This window comes from Pseudomonas sp. Q12-87 (genome assembly GCF_001269755.1).
Lineage (GTDB): Bacteria > Pseudomonadota > Gammaproteobacteria > Pseudomonadales > Pseudomonadaceae > Aquipseudomonas > Aquipseudomonas fluorescens_S.
Genome location: NZ_LHVI01000038.1, coordinates 87,094 through 104,750, shown reverse-complemented (window position 1 = coordinate 104,750; position 17,657 = coordinate 87,094). Strand labels below are relative to the sequence as shown.

Here is a 17,657-nt window from a genome sequence, read left to right as displayed (position 1 = left end):
AGGGGTGTACCGGCCGAGGCGTTCCGAACTCAATGGACGGATTTGTACCGCAATAGAAAAAGGCTATAAATCGATAGCCTGCTATTTTTCTAACATGGTCTACCCTCATTTCAGACGTTCTGAAACAAGGGGGGTCATGTCATGCTCGCGCAACTTCCACCGGCCTTACAGAATCTGCACCTACCGCTTCGGCTGCGGCTCTGGGATGGCCATGAATACACATTGGGTGCCGAACCCAGCGTTACGATCGTGGTAAAGGACCCACAAATGGTCGCGCAATTCACCCATCCCAGCCTGGATGCACTGGGATCGGCGTTTGTCGAAGGCAAACTGGAACTCGAAGGCTCGATCCACGAGGTCATCCGGGTTTGCGATGAGTGGAGCCAGGCGCTGGTGGAGGACGATCCGGATGATCTGCCGGTGCGTACCGTCCACGACAAGGAAACCGACGCCAAGGCGATTTCCTATCACTACGACCTTTCCAACGCGTTTTATCAGCTCTGGCTCGACAGCGACATGGCCTATTCCTGCGCCTATTTCGAGACGGGCAGCGAAACCCTCGAACAGGCCCAGCAGGCCAAATTCCGGCACTTGTGTCGCAAGCTACGACTGCAGCCGGGTGACTATCTGCTGGATGTCGGTTGCGGATGGGGTGGATTGGCGCGCTACGCGGCGCGGGAATTCGGCGCCAAGGTGTTTGGCATTACCCTGAGCCAGGCGCAATTGACGCTGGCCCGGGAACGGGTCAAGGCGCAAGGTCTGGAAGACCAGGTGGAGCTGCAATTGCTCGACTATCGCGACCTGCCCCAGGACGGCCGCTTCGACAAAATTGTCAGCGTGGGTATGTTCGAGCACGTCGGCCACGCGAATCTGGAGCAGTACTGCAAGACCTTGTTCGGCGCCGTGCGGGAGGGTGGGCTGGTAATGAACCACGGCATTACCGCCAAGCACACCGACGGACGTCCGGTCGGACGCGGCGCGGGCGAATTCATTGAGAAGTATGTATTTCCCAATGGCGAGCTGCCGCACCTGTCGATGATTTCTGCCCAGATCAGCGAGGCGGGCCTGGAAATCGTCGACGTGGAAAGCCTGCGCCTGCATTACGCACGCACCCTCGACCATTGGAGCGAGCGCCTGGAAGACAATCTGGAGGCTGCGTCGAAGGAGGTGCCGGAGCAGGCACTGCGGATATGGCGCTTGTATCTGGCCGGCTGCGCTTATGCGTTCGCCAAGGGCTGGATCAACCTGCATCAGATCCTGGCGGTGAAGCCGCACGCGGACGGCAGCCACGACCTGCCGTGGACCCGCGACGACATCTACGTGCCTTAAAGAATGGGGGAAATAAGCCGGGCGATCCGCATGCCGATTTTCTGAAGGCGGTGGGTCTCCCGGCTTTCCTGTTTATCGATTTCCTGGGCCTGGGCGAAGTCTTGCTCAAGCATCTGCTCGACTTCCGTGGCGAAGGGGATGTCCACGGTCAGCAGCATCACTTCGAAATTCAGCCGGAACGAACGGTTGTCCAGGTTCGCGCTGCCGATGGCGCTGATTTCCCGATCAATCAAAACCACTTTCTGATGCAGGAAGCCTGGCGAATAACGAAACACCCGCACACCGGCCCGCACTGCTTCGAATGCATACAGGCTGGACGCCGCATAGACGATTTTGTGGTCCGGTCGGGACGGCAGCAGAATCCGAACGTCGACGCCGCGCAGTACCGCCAGGCGTAACGCCGCGAATACCGCCTCGTCTGGAATGAAATACGGTGTGGTGATCCATACCCGTTCGCTGGCCGCGTGAATAGCCTCGACGAAAAACAGCGAGCAGGTTTCGTAGGCGTCCGCCGGGCCGCTGGCCAACAACTGACAGAGCACCCCGCCGTCCGGGTAAGTGTCCGGCAGGATCAGCGGCGGCAACGAGCGAGCGGCCCAGAACCAGTCTTCGGCAAACGACTCCTGCATGCTCCCGACCACCGGCCCGTGTACTTCGACATGAGTGTCACGCCACGGCGCCAGGGGCGGTTTTTCACCCATGTACTCGTCGCCGACGTTGTGCCCGCCGACGAAGCCCAGCACCCCGTCTACCGCAACGATTTTGCGATGGTTACGAAAGTTGACCTGGAACCGGTTGAGCCAGCCGCTGCGTGTGGCGAAGGCCTTTACATGGACACCGCCGTCGCGCAATGCCTGGACGTAATGGTGGGGCAGTGAATGACTGCCAATGCGGTCGTAAAGGAGATACACCGCGACGCCTTCGGCGGCTTTCTTTAGCAGCAGTGCGTGCAACCGCCGGCCGAGACGATCGTCATGGATGATGAAAAATTGAATCAGCACGGCCTCTCGCGCGCCGTCGATGGCCTGGAAAATCCTCTCGAACGTGGCGTGCCCGTTGATGAGCAATCGCACCTGATTGTTCGCCAGACAGGGGGTGCGTCCCAGCTTGGGCATGGCTCGTAACGAGGCGTAGGCCTGGGAAGCGCGGGCGGTCAGGGCTTCCTCAACCCAAGGGCGCCAGTTCAGCTCGGAGATGGCCTTGCGCATTTCTTCGTTGGCTTGCCTGCGGGCCTTGATGTAGCCGTCGAACGTGCTGCGACCGAAAACCAGATACGGAATCAACGTCAGGTAGGGAATGAACACCAATGACAGGGCCCACGCGATCGAGCCTTGGGCGGTGCGTACGGTCAGCACCGCGTGGACAGCGGCGATGGAACCCAGGGTATGAAGCAGCGCAATCAGGTAACCGAAAACATGTGGGCCAAAAAAATCCATGGGTAACCTTGCTCCTGATGTTCGATGCTTAACAGACCATTTTCCACCGCCAATGTCGCTATTTAATTCACTTGCCCCAGGCCTGAACCGAAGCCTGTGGGCGGCGTCTAACGGCCACTTGTCCTCTGGAGTGTATGCAATGAATGTTCGTCTGCTGGGTTTGGCCTTGGCCATTGGCTTGTCGGTTCCGATGGCCGCTCAGGCGCAAATGCTGCAACCGGGCTTGTGGGAGCTGACGACGAGCAACATGAAAATCGATAACCAGAATCTGCCGGACCTGCAGCTGATCCTCGGGCAGGTGCAAAGCCAGATGACGCCGGAGCAGCGGGCGATGCTGGAAAAGCAGGGCATCACCATGGGTGGCAAAGGCATTCGCGTGTGCCTGACCCCGGCGCAAGTGCAGACCAACGATATTCCGCTGCAAGATCCTCAATCCGGGTGCAAGCAACAGATCACCGAGCGTACCGGCAATCAATGGAAGTTCCGCTTCAGCTGTCCGAAAGCCCAGGGCAATGGTGTCGCGACGTTCCAGAGCGACCGTGAATTCACGACCAAGGTCAACGGCACCTTCAATGCCACCGGCATCCAACAGAACGGTAGCCTCGATACCCGCGCCGTATGGCTGGGGCAGGATTGCGGGACGGTCAAGCCGAGGGCCTGACCGTTCCCGCTGGGCTGCGAAGCAGACCCAATTGCTCAGCCCGGATCAAGGTCGGCTCAACGCCTCGTACAGCGTGTTTAGGTTGTACTCGAACAGGCCGGTAAAGGTGCTGGCCGGCCCGCTCGCCGCGAGGGCGTCGGAGTACAACGTACCGCCAATATGCGCGCCGCTCTCGTCGGCAATCTGCTTGAGCAGGCGCGCGTCCTTGATGTTTTCCATGAATACCGCTTTGACTTTCGCCTGTCGGATCTGAGTAATCAGTGCCGCGACTTCGGCTGCCGAAGGTTCGCGTTCAGTGGACAAGCCCTGGGGCGCCATGAACGCGATGCCGTAGGCCTGGCCCAGGTAACCGAACGCATCATGGGATGTCACGATCTTGCGATTGCCCGCCGGCAACGCACCGAACTTGGCCTTGGCTTCAGCGAGCAGGGCGTAGATTTTCTTCAGGTAGGCCTGGCTGTTGTGTGCGTAGTCGGCCTTGTTGGTCGGATCGGCCGCCTCCAGCGCCTTGGTGATATTCGCCACATACAACTCGACATTCGCCAGGTTGTGCCAGGCATGGGGGTCGGGAATGGTCTCGCCATCTTCGTCCAATGAGCGGGGAATGACCCCGCGGCTGGCGCTGATCACCGGCGCAGTTGTTTCGGTGCTGGCGACCAGGCGATCCAACCAAGGCTCGAAGCCGAGCCCGTTCTTGATAATCAGTTTTGCCTTGAGCAACGCCTTTGCATCGTCTGGCGTGGGTTCGTAGGTGTGCGCATCGGTATCGGGGCCGACCATGTTGGTGATTTGAATATGCTCACCGCCGACCTGTCGGGTCATGTCGGCGAGGATGCTGAAGCTGGTCACCACCTGCAGCTTTTCGGCGGCGGACAGGGACATGGACAGCATGAGACTGAACAGCACGAGCAGGGCGCGCATCGGGAAACACCTCATTGGGATGTGAGCAAAGGCGGGCGGCGCAACAAACCGTGCACCGGCCCGAACACCACGGACAACAGATACAACGCGCCCGCCACCAGTACGATGGACGGCCCGCTGGGCAGTGAAAAATAGAAAGACAGCAACAAGCCAAGCCACACCGAGAGGCAACCGAGCAGCGCCGCGACCATCATCAGAATCGGCAGGCGGCGGCTCCAGAAGCGCGAAGCGGCCGCCGGTAGCATCATCAGGCCGACCACCATCAGCGCACCAATGGCTTGGAAACCAATGACTAGGTTAAGTACCACAAGGGTGAGGAATACGCCGTGGGCCAATGGGCCGAGACGACTTACCGTTTGCAGGAACAACGGATCCAGGGTGTCGAGTAGCAGAGGTCGATAGATCAGCGCCATCACTGCCAGGCTGATCCCGCACACCCAAAGCATGCCGGTGAGTGTTGGCGCATCCACCGCCAATGCCGAGCCGAACAACAGGTGAAGAAGGTCCAGGCGTTTGCCGGCCATTCCAAGGATCAAGATGCCGGCAGCCAGGGAAATGGGATAGATCGCCGCGAGGCTGGCGTCTTCGCGCAGGCCGGTGCGACGGGTGATCCAGGCCGCCAGCCCGGCCATACCAAGGCCCGCTCCCAGGCCGCCCAACGTCAGCGCCGGCAGGCTCAAACCGGCGAACCAGAAACCCAGGGCGGCGCCGGGGAGAATACCGTGGGCGACGGCATCACCGATCAGGCTCATGCGGCGCAGGATCAGGAATACGCCCAGCGGGGCTGTGCTGCACGCTAATACCAGGCCGCCCAGCAAGGCCCGGCGCATGAAGACAAACTCCTGGAAGGGTTGCCACAGATGAGAGGCCGCGAGCATCAGGCCTCCAACGTTCGAGGTTGTTGCGCAATCAGGTCGACGCTGCGACCCAGCACGCACCCGGCGCCATTGATCCGCAGCGTATGGGGAATATGTTCGCGTACCGCAGCCAGATCATGACAAACCACCACCACCGTCCGGCCTTCTGCATGCCAGCCATGAATGTATTTCCACAGCAGCGCCTGGCCTTGCTCATCGAGGGCCGCGTGAGGTTCGTCGAGCAATAACAGCGGTGCTTCGGCGAGGCTCAAGCGAGCGAGCAGGGCACGTTGTAACTCGCCCCCGGACAGCGCCATCAGCGGATGATGTTCCAGCCCATTCAGCGCCCAGCCTGCCAGTGCGGCTTGGAGCAACTGTCTGCGCATGGCTGGCGTATGCCGGTTACCCCACGAACCAGCGGCTACCAACTCCTGCAAGCTGATAGGGAATTGTCGGTCCAAATGTTGCTGCTGCGGCAGGAACGAGATGCCGCCATGCCGTGGAACCTCCAGCATGACTTTACCTGACAGTGGCTTTTGCAGCCCGGCGAGTACTTTCAACAGGCTGCTCTTGCCCGATCCGTTGGCGCCGATAATGGCCGTCAGGCTGCCTGTTGGCCGCTCCATATTCAGCGGCGGAGCGAGAGGTCGCCCGGGAGCACCCCAGGACAAGTCTTTGCAACGGATCATCATGCCTCCCGCTGCCAACGGCTTAGGGCCACGGCGTCGTGAGCGTGCAGGCTTTCGGCATGAACCACTCGTACTTCGAGTGCAGCGAGGTGATGGGATTGCCTCAGCGCTGTGGTCAATCGCCGAGCGGCGTCTTCGCAGAACATCAGGTTCTGTCCGTTGACGAAGGCGAAGGCTTGTTCGTCGGCACGTTTGACTGCGGTTTGCACAGCGGTGCCGAGGGCTGCTTCGGCCTCGTTGATGAATGCCAGCAGCGGCAACCCATCGGTGTCGGTATTCAACCGCAGGGTCAGTGTGGCGGTACTTCGCTGGCTGTGGGGGGTTGCGACAATGCCATTTGCTGAACCCAGCCAGGCCAAAATCTCGGCGTGCTCGAGTTTTTTGTTAGCGAAGTCATCCACGAATTGCTGTTGGATCAACTGGCGGGCCAAGGCTGCTGAGCACGGACACGTAGAAGAATAAGGAACCTCAATCTTTAGTTCCACGTGGAACACTGCGTTTTGCAGATGCGCTTCGATGCTCACGGGGTAGCGCTTCCAGCCGGCCAAAGGACTGACTAACGCCGGACGTTTAAGCAATAGATCCGTGTGAATGCTTAGGGATGCAGTGCGGGACAAGCCTTCGTGACTGTCGAGAAATTGCTGCAGGATTTGATGCAGCAGCTTCGGTGAAAGCTCCGTCTCTTCGAGCTTTTCTAGCGCCAGGTATAAGCGTGACATGTGAATGCCCCGAGCTTCCTCGTCGTCGAGGCTGACACCCGCATCGGCAATCGCGCTCAAGCGCTGGCCACCAATTAAGACTGGGGTTGCGATGCCGTGCATACCAACCCAATCAAGGGGGAGCGGTTGACGTGAGGTCTGCGCAGCAACGTCGGGCAGCGTTAACGCATTCATGATCTAGGTCCATCACAGGTTTGTTCGAATGTTATAGTATTGCACTTAGTGCACGGTATGTTTTTCGATGAAGAGTGTTTCATCATCAGGCTGGTTGAGCGTTAGTGTTATACTATAACATGAAAAGTGAAGCGACTTTAAACTCAACCGAAGCCAGAAAACGAGCCGCAGCACACAGCAGCGACGGCCGCCTGATGAGGATTTCCCATGCCCAATCGCCTACCCGTAACTGTGCTCTCCGGATTTCTCGGAGCCGGTAAAAGTACGCTGCTCAACCATGTGCTACGTAATCGCGACAATCTGCGGGTCGCCGTGATCGTCAACGATATGAGCGAGATCAATATCGACGGCAGCGAAGTCCAGCGAGACGTCTCCCTGAGTCGTTCTGAAGAAAAACTGGTGGAGATGAGCAATGGCTGCATCTGCTGCACCTTGCGTGAGGACTTGCTGGAAGAAGTCGGCCAGCTCGCCAGGGAAGGGCGTTTCGATTATTTGCTGATTGAATCCACCGGCATCTCCGAGCCGTTGCCTGTGGCGGAAACCTTCACGTTTCGCGATGACGAAGGGCGAAGCCTGGCCGATGTCGCGCGACTCGACACCATGGTGACGGTGGTCGATGGCGTGAATTTCCTGTTGGATTACCAGGCCGCCGACAGTCTTGCGTCCCGAGGCGAAACGCTGGGCGAGGGCGATGAGCGCTCCATTACGGACCTGCTGATCGAGCAGATCGAGTTTGCGGACGTAATCCTGATCAGCAAAATCGACCTGATCGGCCAGGACGAAAGGGAGGAATTGGTCGCGATTCTGCAGCGTCTCAATGCCCAGGCGCAGATCATTCCCATGGTCATGGGGCAGGTGCCCCTGGGAAAAATCCTCGACACCGGCCTGTTCGATTTTGAGCGTGCCGCCCAGGCGCCCGGCTGGTTAAAGGAGCTGCGTGGCGAGCACCTGCCGGAGACCGAGGAATATGGCATCGCCTCGACGGCCTATCGGGCACGCGGACCGTTTCACCCGCAGCGATTTTTCGACTTTATCGACCGTCCGTGGACGAACGGGAAAATCCTCCGTTCGAAGGGCTTTTTCTGGCTGGCCAGCAAACCTGAAGAAGCCGGCAGTTGGTCCCAGGCCGGCGGCTTGATGCGTCATGGGTTCGCCGGGCGTTGGTGGCGGTTCGTGCCAAAAGAACAATGGCCACAGGATGAGGAAAGCATCGCCGCCATCATGAAAAACTGGCTCGCCGGCACCGGCGATTGCCGCCAAGAGTTGGTATTCATCGGCCAGGATGTCGATTTCGGCCAACTGACCACCGAGCTGGACGCCTGCTTGCTGACTGACGCCGAGATGGCACTTGGGATTGAAGCGTGGCGCCAGTTGCCCGATCCGTTCGGTCCATGGCATGAGGAGGTCGCTGCGTAAGCGCTCCTAAGGCTTGAGCCAGGTGCCCTGGCTCTTTCCCTCGCAAAACGGTTGCAGATAAGCCGCATCAGTCGCCACGCCGTAATAGTGAATATCCTGACGGTAGGGCATATTGGCGACTTGGGCGTTGCTACAGACACCGAACGCCCCCTCGGGGCATTGTTCGACGTATTGCACCTCGACCTTTTGCCCGGCCAGGCTTGGCTGGCAGAAGCCATCAGCGAAGAGTTTCGGCGGGATGTTGCGGTTCTGCTGGCAGACCTTCACGTCGAGTCGTTCCGCCTGGCTGTGTACCACGCAGGCCTGGGCCAGTGCCTGATTCGAAGCCAGTGTCAGTAATAACCAGCCGATTATCCGCATTTCCACCTCCATCGAAAGCCGTCGATTATGTTGCAGCACATTCCCACTCATGTCATCGCCGGTCCTTTGGGCGCTGGCAAGACCAGCCTGATCAGGCACCTGTTGGCCCAGCGCCCAACCAATGAACGCTGGGCCGTACTGATCAACGAGTTTGGCCAGATCGGCCTGGATGCCGCGTTGCTGACCGAGTCCGCCGATGGTATCGCACTGGGCGAAGTGGCCGGGGGCTGCTTGTGTTGCGTCAACGGCGCGCCGTTTCAGATTGGCCTTGGGCGCTTGCTGCGCAAGGCTCGACCGGACCGGTTGTTTATCGAGCCCTCGGGGCTGGGCCACCCGGCGCAGTTGATGCGGCAATTGAACGAAGCGCCCTGGCTCGGTGTGTTGACGGTCCAGCCTTGTGTGCTGGTGCTGGATGCCCGAGCGATGGCGCAGGGCAAGCCATTGCCCGATCCTCAACAGCAGGCTTTGGCCCATGCCGGATTGCTGGTGCTGAATAAATCCGAGAGCCTTACGCAAGCCGATCGCGAGCGTGTCACCCAGCAGCTGCCAGGGCTCGTACTGTACTGGACAGAACAAGGCGCGCTGCCCCTCGATCAGTTGCCCGGTGTTGCCGAGCGGGGACATGGGGCTGTGGATAACCTGAATCTACCCAAAGGGCTGGGCGAAGTGCCGGCGCTTTGGACCGATCCGGCATTGCCAATCTGTCTTTATCAGGCCCAAGAGGGCGGCTGGAGCATCGGTTGGCGCTGGCATCCAAGCCAACGATTCGACACAGCGGCGTTGACCCTATGGCTACATAGCCAACGCTGGAGAAGGGCGAAGATGGTGGTTCGCGGCGCTGATGGTTGGATGTCTGCTAACGCGTTGCAAGGCGCGGCATTGGCTTGGCGGGCCAGCGAATGGCGACAGGATTCACGACTGGAATTGATTTTCGATGCGCCGCAAGATGCTGATGTCCTGCAGGCCGGTCTGGCTGTTTGCCGGTGTCCTTGAGTCAGCCTTGTATCAGGGCTTCCACTTGTTATGTTCCTGGCGCCATTGGCTTAGTTCGATGACTTCGGCCCTGGGTCGGGTCTGGACCGAATCGATCGGTGCGGGCGGTGTTTCTTCGAATGGCATTGGGTAGGGGGCCAGCTCGATGTGTGCGCTGTGGGCGCCAAACTGGGTGATGGTGCCCGAATGGCGACTTTCACCGGTGACGGTGAACTCGAAGGTGTAGACACGAGCCAATCGTCGCCGACCACTGGCGTCTTTCACGAAGCCGATTTTTTTCAGCGCCACGTTGCCGTCCAGCAATTCGATCTTGAGGTTGATGCAATGCTGCATCACCCTCGCCAACGCCCGTTCGCGCAAGCCATGGTTGTGCCACAGCCAGGCACCACCGGTGGCCAGCAGCATCAGCACGAACATATTTCCAAGGGTCAGCATGAACGAAGTGCTCCAACAAGTTGTTGCCAGCTTAACTGTCTCACCGGTCTGTCGTACAGGCTGCGTTTAGTCGCATACTGCGCGGCTTGAATTTCAATCGTTTTACGGAAAATTCCCGCATGAAACGTACACCTCATCTGCTAGCCATTCAGTCCCACGTGGTGTTCGGTCACGCTGGCAACAGCGCTGCCGTGTTTCCGATGCAGCGGGTCGGGGTTAACGTCTGGCCGCTGAACACGGTACAGTTTTCCAACCACACCCAGTACGGCCAATGGGCTGGGGAAGTTCTCGCACCGGTCCAGATTCCAGCATTGGTGGAGGGAATCGCGGCCATTGGCGAGCTGGGTAATTGCGATGCGGTGTTGTCCGGTTACCTGGGCAGTGCGGCCCAGGGGCGAGCGATCCTGACCGGCGTGGCACGGATAAAAGCCGTCAATCCCAAGGCGCTGTACCTGTGTGACCCTGTCATGGGGCATGCGGAAAAAGGCTGCATCGTGGCGCCCGAGGTGAGTGAGTTTCTGCTGGAAGAGGCCGCTGCCGTCGCGGACATCATGTGTCCGAATCAGTTGGAACTGGACAGTTTTTCAGGACGCAAGGCGCAGTCGCTCCTCGATTGCCTGGCCATGGCCCGTGCGCTGGTGGCCCGCGGGCCGAAGACCGTGCTGGTCAAGCATCTGTCCTACCCTGGAAAACCCGACGACAGCTTCGAAATGCTGCTGGTCACCGCCGATGCCAGCTGGCACCTGCGCCGTCCGCTGTTGGCATTCCCTCGCCAGCCGGTGGGCGTGGGTGACCTGACGTCGGGGCTGTTCCTGGCGCGGATTTTATTGGGAGACAACGTGGTAGCAGCGTTCGAGTTCACCGCCGCAGCGGTGCACGAAGTACTGCTGGAAACCCAGGTCTGCGCCAGCTACGAGCTGGAACTGGTCCGCGCGCAGGATCGGATTGCCCATCCGCGAGTGCGCTTCGAGGCTGTGCCGATCAGCCTCTGATCGATGCAAACCTCTGTGGGAGCTTGCTCCCACAGTTGATCTTCGGCGGTCCGTTATGGCCCGTCTGCCTTGATCTCTTGATAGCGCTTTTCCAACTCCTGGCGGATCTGCCGGCGTTGCTGGGCTTGTTCGTAACGGCGCTTGGCTTCGCTGTTCTGCGGTTGCAGTGGCGGCACGGCCGCGGGTTTGCGCTGATCGTCCACCGCAACCATGGTGAAGAAGCAACTGTTGGTGTGGCGTACCGAGCGTTCACGAATATTTTCGGTCACGACTTTGATGCCCACTTCCATCGAGGTGTTGCCGGTGTAGTTCACCGACGCGAGGAAGGTCACCAGCTCGCCGACGTGAATCGGCTCGCGGAAGATCACCTGGTCGACCGACAGGGTCACCACATAGCGGCCGGCGTAGCGGCTGGCGCAGGCATAGGCGACTTCATCGAGGTATTTGAGCAAGGTGCCGCCATGGACATTGCCAGAGAAGTTGGCCATATCGGGGGTCATCAACACCGTCATCGACAGTTGGGCGTTTCCGGGTTCCATAACGTACTCACGGTTCAAGGCAGCCATTCGGGAAGTGCACCTCTGCGGATGCTGGTGCGTGGCCAGGCAGGCCACGAGGTTTTCAAAACCACCGATATCGGGACGCTGCGCTTGTGGTTGCCGTCACGCCCCGGTGGATCTGTTTCCATATATTGCACCGACTTTTTGTTGGAAGTCGCGGTGTTAACCTTCAAAAGCCCCTGAGTGAGGGCGATTCCTACAAAGGAAGCGGACTTATCCAACTCTCGATAAGTCATTTTGAACAGGGAGCCCCGACATGCATGCCATCAGTTTCATTCAAGACCTGGCGATCATCATGATGGCGGCGGGGCTGGTCACTGTTCTTTTTCACCGCTTCAAGCAGCCGGTGGTGCTGGGCTACATCGTCGCCGGCTTCATCATCGGCCCGCATACGCCACCGTTCGGTTTCATCCACGACGAAGACACGATCAAGACACTGGCCGAGCTGGGGGTCATCTTCCTGATGTTCTGCCTGGGCTTGGAATTCAGCCTGCGCAAATTGTTCAAGGTGGGGGCCACGGCGTTCATCGCGGCGTTTCTCGAGATCGTATTGATGATCTGGATCGGCTATGAAATGGGTCGCTGGTTCGACTGGAACACCATGGACTCGCTGTTCCTGGGCGCCATCCTGGCGATTTCTTCCACCACCATCATCGTCAAGGCTCTCAACGACCTGAAGATGAAGAACGAGCGCTTCGCACAGCTGATCTTCGGGGTACTGATCGTGGAGGACATCCTCGGCATCGGCATCATCGCCTTGCTGTCGAGCATTGCCGTCAGCGGCACGGTGAGCTCTGGCGAGGTATTTTCCACCGTCGGCAAGTTGTCGCTGTTCATGATCGTTGCGTTGGTGATCGGCATCCTGTTGGTACCCAGGCTATTGGCCTACGTGGCGAAATTCGACAGTAACGAGATGCTGCTGATCACCGTGCTGGGCCTGTGCTTCGGCTTCTGCCTGCTGGTGGTCAAGCTGGAATACAGCATGGTGCTCGGCGCGTTCCTGATCGGCGCGATCATGGCCGAGTCCCGGCAACTGCTGAAAATCGAGCGACTGGTAGAGCCGGTGCGTGATTTGTTCAGCGCGATTTTCTTCGTTGCCATCGGGCTGATGCTCGATCCGGCCATATTGCTGCAGTACGCCTGGCCGATTGCTGTGATCACCTGTGCGGTGGTGCTCGGCAAGATGCTCTCCTGCGGCCTCGGTGCCTTTATCGCTGGCAATGACGGACGTACCTCGCTGCGAGTAGGGATGGGTCTTTCGCAGATTGGCGAATTTTCCTTCATCATCGCGTCGCTGGGTATGACCCTCCAGGTCACCAGCGATTTCCTTTATCCGGTCGCGGTCGCCGTCTCGGTGTTGACCACGCTGATGACGCCATACTTGATCCGGGCCGCCGATCCATTGTCCGTCAGGTTGGCGACGGTGATGCCGCAACGCTTGACGCGGGTACTGGGGATGTATGGTGAATGGCTGCGCAGCATCCAGCCCCAAGGTGAAGGCGCGGTGTTGGCCTCGATGATCAGGCGGATTCTGCTGCAGGTCGGCGTCAACCTGGCGCTGGTCATTGCGATCTTTGTCTCGGGCGCTTATTTCGCCGAGCGGATTTCGGCATATTTGCAAGGATGGATCAGCGACCCGAGCTGGCAGAAGGCATTGATCTGGGGCGGGGCGTTATTGCTGTCGCTGCCGTTCCTGATCGCCGCCTATCGCAAGCTCAAGGCACTGTCGATGCTGCTGGCGGAGATGGGGGTGAAACCGGAGATGGCGGGCCGCCACACCCAGCGCGTGCGTCGTGTGATCGCCGAAGTGATCCCGTTGCTTTCGCTGCTGGTGATCTTCCTGCTATTGACAGCCTTGTCGGCCAGCATCCTGCCGACCAACAAATTGCTCTTGCTGATTGCCGTGGTGGCGATTGCCGTGGCGGCTTTGCTCTGGCGCTGGTTCGTCCGCCTGCATACACGCATGCAGGTGGCCTTGCTCGAAACCCTGGACAACCACAAGGAGTCGTCCGGGCATTGAGGCAACGGGCGGATCAGCTTTCCAGCCAGACGTCCCGGGCCCAGTGCCAGACCGATTCCCAGGTTTCTTCAGCGATCAATTCTTCTTCTGCCTGCCACAGCACCACGGTGCCGTCTTCTTCGACGCAGTAATAGTCGTCGCCGTCCTGGCAAATCGGGATCAGGCTGCGATCGACACCGGCGTCCCAGGCGTTGGCGGCCACATCCGGCAGGTAGGTGTGGGACTGCGGGTCGGTGACGGTCACCGGTTCCAGACTGCCGTAGACCACGTCGCTGACGGTCAGCAAAAACTCCCTGAAGACGAACGGGATGTCGATGAATAGCTGCTCTTCGATCTCCACCAGCAAGTCTTCGTCGGGCAGCTCCAGCGGGACCGGTACGGGTTCGTTGGCTTCACGCAATTGTTCGATGATTTCTTCCACGTCCGGGGATCCTCTTTCTCGATGGCGCGGTTTATATGGAGCGGTTTATACAGTAGCTCGCTATAGATGCAACCGCGAAATAGAAAACCCCGGCCTGGGCCGGGGTTGTTTTATTTCAACATGCGAAGCGCGCCAAAGTTCAACCGTTCTGGCGAATACCCGCTACCAGCCAAGGCTGGTCGTCGCCCTGGGCACGCTCCATGTTCCAGCTTTCGCTGAAGGCTTCACCCTTGTCGAAGCGGGAATCTTTCGACACACCGCTGAACGTCAGGGTAGCGATGGTCTTGTCGGCGCGATCATCGACGCCGTCCAGCTGCACTTGCAGGTTATCGATGTAGGTGGACTGGAAGCCATCACCCAGGTCGGCCCGTTCGCGCTTGAGGAACTCCAGCAGTTGCGGGGTCACGAATTCGGCAATCTTGTCCATTTCGTTCGCGTCCCAATGTTGCTGCAGGGACATGAAGTGGTTGCGCGCGGCTTCGATGAAGCGTTGCTCGTTGAACCAGGCTGGCGCATTGATGACCGGCCGTGCGGCCGGAGCTGCCGAACCACCGAAGATCGCGCCACCGGCGGATGGTTGCTGATTGAACACTTCACGCTGCATCGGCGCGTGGCCGGCTGGAGCGAATTGCTCCTGCTGCTTGCGGCGACGGGCAGCAATGAAGCGGAACACCAGGAAGGCGATGACCGCCATGATCAGGATGTCGAAGATCTGCATGCCCTGGAAGCCGTCGCCCATGAACATGGAGGCGAGCAGGCCACCGGCGGCGATGCCGGCCAACGGGCCGAGCCAGCGCGAAGCGCCGCTGGCCTTGGTGGCAGCGCCAGCGGCACCGGCCGCGCCTGCGGTGGCAGCAGTGGAACCGGCGGCAGAGGACGGCGCCATCTGGCTGGTCTGGTGAGTCGGGGCCGCGCCCGAGCTTTTACCACCGCCAAAACGCTTGGCGGCATTGGCGTCGATGGCCATCGTCAGGCCGATGCACAACGCCATGGCGATGCTAAGAAAACGTTTCATATAAAGGCATTCCCATTTGTGGATAGCACGCGCGCCATGTTGCACAGCTGAACTGTTGCTGGCTAGCGGCAGAGTGTTTCGGGCTTTTGCGTGACAGGTTAGGTTCAGCTCCAGTCGCGCAAGAAGGCTTGTTCGCTTTGGGCTGTAGGAAGGAGGGACAAGTTCTATCGGAAATGCTCTGGCGTCTAAACAAACTGTGGGAGCGAGCCAGCTCGCTCCCACAGGGTCTACGCAAACTTCTAGATCGCTTCTAGCTTGGCATACCCCAGCATCAGCCACTTGCTGCCTTCGCTGAAATTCACCTGGACCCGCGCCTGGGCGCCGGCACCTTCGAAGTTGAGGATCACGCCGTCGCCGAACACCGAATGGCGCACGGTCTGGCCGAGGCTGAAGCCGGTTTCCGGAATACCACTGCCGCCGAACAGGCTGCTGGTGCTTTGCTGCTGACCACCACCGAACGGACGGCTGACGCTGTTGGACAGCCGCACTTCCTGAATCAGGCCTTTCGGTACTTCGCGTACGAAGCGCGACACTTTGTTGTAGGTCTCGCTGCCATACAAGCGTCGGGTCTCGGCGTAGGTCATGACCAGATTCTGCATGGCCCGGGTGATGCCGACATAGGCAAGGCGCCGTTCTTCTTCCAGGCGCCCCGGTTCTTCCAGGCTCATCTTGTGCGGGAACAGGCCTTCCTCCATGCCCACGAGGAACACGTAGGGGAATTCCAGACCCTTGGCGCTGTGCAGGGTCATCAGTTGGATGCTGTCTTCATGCTCGTCGGCCTGGGTGTCGCCGGCTTCCAGGGAGGCGTGGCCGAGGAAGGCCGACAGCGGCGACAGGTCGGCGTCCTCTTCGGTGTTCTCGAAGTTGCGTGCAGCGCTGACCAGTTCCTCGAGGTTTTCTACCCGGGCCTGGCCTTTTTCGCCTTTTTCCGCTTCGTGATAGGCGATCAGGCCGGACTGCTCGATAACGGTCTGGGCCATCAGGTGCAGCGGCATCTCCCCGCATTTGGCGGCGAGGTCTTCGATCAGGTCCATGAATGCTTTCAGTGCCCCGGCGGCACGGCCGGTCACGCCTTTGTTGGCCACCAGTTGCCGCATGGCTTCCCACATCGACACGTGGCTATGGCGCGCGTGATCGCGAATCGCTTCGACGGTTTTCTCGCCGATGCCCCGGGTAGGCACGTTGATCACCCGCTCCAGGGCCGCATCGTTGCCGCGGCCTTCGAGCAGGCGTAGGTAAGCCATGGCGTTCTTGATCTCGGCGCGCTCGAAGAAGCGCTGGCCGCCGTAGATGCGGTACGGGATCCGTTCGCGCAGCAAGGCTTCTTCCAATACCCGCGATTGGGCGTTGGAGCGATACAGGATGGCGATGTCGCTGCGGGCCAGCCCGGTTTTCAACGCGCTCTCGATGGTTTCCACCACGTAGCGCGCCTCATCGTGTTCATTGAAGGCGGCGTAGAGGTTGATCGCTTCGCCTTCACCGCCATCGGTCCACAACTCTTTGCCCAGGCGCCCGGTATTGTTGGCAATCAGGGCGTTGGCGGCCTTGAGGATACCGGCGGTGGAGCGGTAGTTCTGTTCCAGGCGGATCACTTCGGCGTCAGGAAAGTCCGCCGAATACTGATGAATGTTCTCGATCTTGGCGCCGCGCCAGCCATAGATCGACTGATCGTCGTCGCCCACCACCATCAGGCTGTCACCGCCCTTGGCCAAGAGGCGCAACCAGGCGTACTGCACGGCGTTGGTGTCCTGGAACTCGTCCACCAATACATGCCGGAAACGTTTCTGATAATGAGCCAGCAGTCCCGGATGATCGCGCCACAGGTCCAACGCTCGTAGCAGCAATTCGGAAAAGTCGATGACGCCGGCGCGCTGGCACGCCGCCTCGTAGGCTTCGTAGATGCTGCGCATGGTGGCCAGGAACAGGTCGCCGCTGGCCTGGATATGCTGCGGCCGCAGGCCTTCGTCTTTCTGGCCATTGATGAACCACTGGGCCTGACGGGCGGGCCAGCGCTGCTCGTCCAGGCCCAGCTCGCGGATCACCCGCTTGACCAGGCGTTGCTGGTCGTCGCTGTCCAGGATCTGGAAGGTCTGGCTCAGGCCGGCTTCTTGCCAGTGCGCCCGCAGCAAACGGTGCGCCAGGCCGTGAAACGTGCCGACCCACATGCCCGCAGGGTTGATGCCCATCAGTTGCTCGATGCGATGGCGCATCTCTGCTGCGGCCTTGTTGGTGAAAGTCACCGACAGGATCGAATGGGGCGAAGCGTTCTCGACCTGGATCAACCAGGCGATACGGTGCACCAGCACTCGGGTTTTACCGGAGCCAGCACCGGCCAGGACCAACTGACGACCCACGGAGGCGGCTACGGCCTGACGTTGGGCATCGTTGAGGGAATTCAGCAGAAGGGAGAGATCATCGCGCATCGGGGCATTCTAGGGTGCGGCGTCACCACGGGCAAACCGAGCTTTGCCCAAACCGATAAAAGACCGTTTGAGGATGACCGGTTGGTCATGGCCTGCAAGTATTGGCCGGGCTCGCTCGAGGGGGGCGCCACCCAATGAAATAGCGACTTTTTTCGAAGTTTTTATGACCGCAAGCAGTGTGGGAAGGCCTTTGGCTTGTGTATGCTCGGTGGATCTTTCGGGTTCCCCACGCTTCG

At 59.7% G+C, this 17,657-nt stretch carries 17 protein-coding genes; 6 read left to right on the top strand and 11 right to left on the bottom strand.

The genetic code is table 11. The annotated features are described in order from the left end of the window. The first annotated feature begins 141 nt into the window (after window positions 1-141). The gene (gene cfaB / locus AD663_RS27695; protein ID WP_053214885.1) at window positions 142-1,329 is read left to right on the top strand and encodes a C17 cyclopropane fatty acid synthase CfaB; all 1,188 of its coding nucleotides are present in this window, start codon (window positions 142-144) and stop codon (window positions 1,327-1,329) included. Here cfaB and cls read toward each other — a convergent pair. After that, window positions 1,326-2,765 carry a cardiolipin synthase gene (gene cls, locus AD663_RS27690; protein ID WP_003187136.1) on the bottom strand — a complete coding sequence of 480 codons (1,440 nt, stop codon included), beginning with the start codon at window positions 2,763-2,765 and terminating at the stop codon, window positions 1,326-1,328. The two genes, cfaB and cls, sit on opposite strands and share 4 nt — an antisense overlap. 139 nt (window positions 2,766-2,904) lie before the next feature. Between cls and AD663_RS27685 the strand changes: the two genes are divergently transcribed. Further along, window positions 2,905-3,426 (top strand): DUF3617 domain-containing protein, encoded by a 522-nt coding sequence (locus tag AD663_RS27685; protein ID WP_003187135.1) that lies wholly within the window; start codon window positions 2,905-2,907, stop codon window positions 3,424-3,426. Between the two features lie 45 nt (window positions 3,427-3,471). Here AD663_RS27685 and AD663_RS27680 read toward each other — a convergent pair whose 3' ends face one another. From AD663_RS27680 to folE2, 4 genes are read right to left on the bottom strand one after another with little or no spacing between them, the layout of a single operon-like run. Further along, the gene (locus AD663_RS27680) at window positions 3,472-4,347 is read right to left on the bottom strand and encodes a metal ABC transporter substrate-binding protein (protein ID WP_053214884.1); all 876 of its coding nucleotides are present in this window, start codon (window positions 4,345-4,347) and stop codon (window positions 3,472-3,474) included. An 11-nt stretch (window positions 4,348-4,358) separates the two neighbouring features. Further along, a complete protein-coding gene (locus AD663_RS27675; protein WP_053214883.1) occupies window positions 4,359-5,225 on the bottom strand; it encodes a metal ABC transporter permease in 867 nt (288 codons plus the stop codon). After that, window positions 5,225-5,893: a metal ABC transporter ATP-binding protein gene (locus tag AD663_RS27670; protein WP_053214882.1), complete on the bottom strand. Its 669-nt coding sequence runs from the start codon at window positions 5,891-5,893 to the stop codon at window positions 5,225-5,227. Before AD663_RS27670 ends, AD663_RS27675 begins: the two co-directional genes overlap by 1 nt. After that, window positions 5,893-6,786 (bottom strand): GTP cyclohydrolase FolE2, encoded by an 894-nt coding sequence (folE2, locus tag AD663_RS27665; protein ID WP_053214881.1) that lies wholly within the window; start codon window positions 6,784-6,786, stop codon window positions 5,893-5,895. The genes AD663_RS27670 and folE2 overlap by 1 nt, the downstream gene beginning before the upstream one ends. Before the next feature lie 207 nt (window positions 6,787-6,993). Between folE2 and zigA the strand changes: the two genes are divergently transcribed. Next, complete coding sequence (gene zigA / locus AD663_RS27660; protein ID WP_003187130.1) at window positions 6,994-8,202, top strand: zinc metallochaperone GTPase ZigA; 1,209 nt, start codon at window positions 6,994-6,996, stop codon at window positions 8,200-8,202. Window positions 8,203-8,208: 6 nt separating this feature from the next. Here zigA and AD663_RS27655 read toward each other — a convergent pair whose 3' ends face one another. Beyond that, complete coding sequence (locus AD663_RS27655) at window positions 8,209-8,562, bottom strand: hypothetical protein (RefSeq protein ID WP_003187129.1); 354 nt, start codon at window positions 8,560-8,562, stop codon at window positions 8,209-8,211. 27 nt (window positions 8,563-8,589) lie between these two features. Here AD663_RS27655 and AD663_RS27650 point away from each other — a divergent pair, with 27 nt between their 5' ends. Further along, window positions 8,590-9,555: a GTP-binding protein gene (locus AD663_RS27650; protein ID WP_003187128.1), complete on the top strand. Its 966-nt coding sequence runs from the start codon at window positions 8,590-8,592 to the stop codon at window positions 9,553-9,555. Window positions 9,556-9,567: 12 nt separating this feature from the next. Here AD663_RS27650 and AD663_RS27645 read toward each other — a convergent pair whose 3' ends face one another. Then, window positions 9,568-9,990 (bottom strand): DUF3301 domain-containing protein, encoded by a 423-nt coding sequence (locus tag AD663_RS27645; protein ID WP_003187127.1) that lies wholly within the window; start codon window positions 9,988-9,990, stop codon window positions 9,568-9,570. A gap of 119 nt (window positions 9,991-10,109) precedes the next feature. Between AD663_RS27645 and pdxY the strand changes: the two genes are divergently transcribed. After that, on the top strand, window positions 10,110-10,982 hold the full coding sequence (gene pdxY / locus AD663_RS27640; protein WP_003187126.1) for a pyridoxal kinase PdxY: 873 nt from the start codon (window positions 10,110-10,112) through the stop codon (window positions 10,980-10,982). Window positions 10,983-11,035: 53 nt separating this feature from the next. On the opposite strand, the gene AD663_RS27635 is transcribed toward pdxY, so the two are convergent. Beyond that, window positions 11,036-11,521, bottom strand: a complete 486-nt coding sequence (locus AD663_RS27635) for an acyl-CoA thioesterase (RefSeq protein ID WP_003187124.1) — start codon at window positions 11,519-11,521, stop codon at window positions 11,036-11,038. 277 nt (window positions 11,522-11,798) lie between these two features. Between AD663_RS27635 and AD663_RS27630 the strand changes: the two genes are divergently transcribed. After that, window positions 11,799-13,562 carry a cation:proton antiporter gene (locus AD663_RS27630; RefSeq protein ID WP_003187123.1) on the top strand — a complete coding sequence of 588 codons (1,764 nt, stop codon included), beginning with the start codon at window positions 11,799-11,801 and terminating at the stop codon, window positions 13,560-13,562. Window positions 13,563-13,575: 13 nt separating this feature from the next. Here the strand turns inward: AD663_RS27630 and AD663_RS27625 are convergent, their stop codons facing one another. The 3 genes from AD663_RS27625 to uvrD all read right to left on the bottom strand — a co-directional run bounded on the left by AD663_RS27625 (window position 13,576) and on the right by uvrD (window position 17,421). Then, entirely contained in the window at window positions 13,576-13,983 is a 408-nt protein-coding gene (locus AD663_RS27625; protein WP_003187120.1) for an SMI1/KNR4 family protein, read from the bottom strand. A 139-nt stretch (window positions 13,984-14,122) separates the two neighbouring features. Next, entirely contained in the window at window positions 14,123-14,998 is an 876-nt protein-coding gene (locus tag AD663_RS27620; protein WP_003187116.1) for a Tim44 domain-containing protein, read from the bottom strand. A 239-nt stretch (window positions 14,999-15,237) separates the two neighbouring features. Continuing rightward, a complete protein-coding gene (gene uvrD / locus AD663_RS27615) occupies window positions 15,238-17,421 on the bottom strand; it encodes a DNA helicase II (RefSeq protein ID WP_003187115.1) in 2,184 nt (727 codons plus the stop codon). Window positions 17,422-17,657 lie beyond the last annotated feature (236 nt).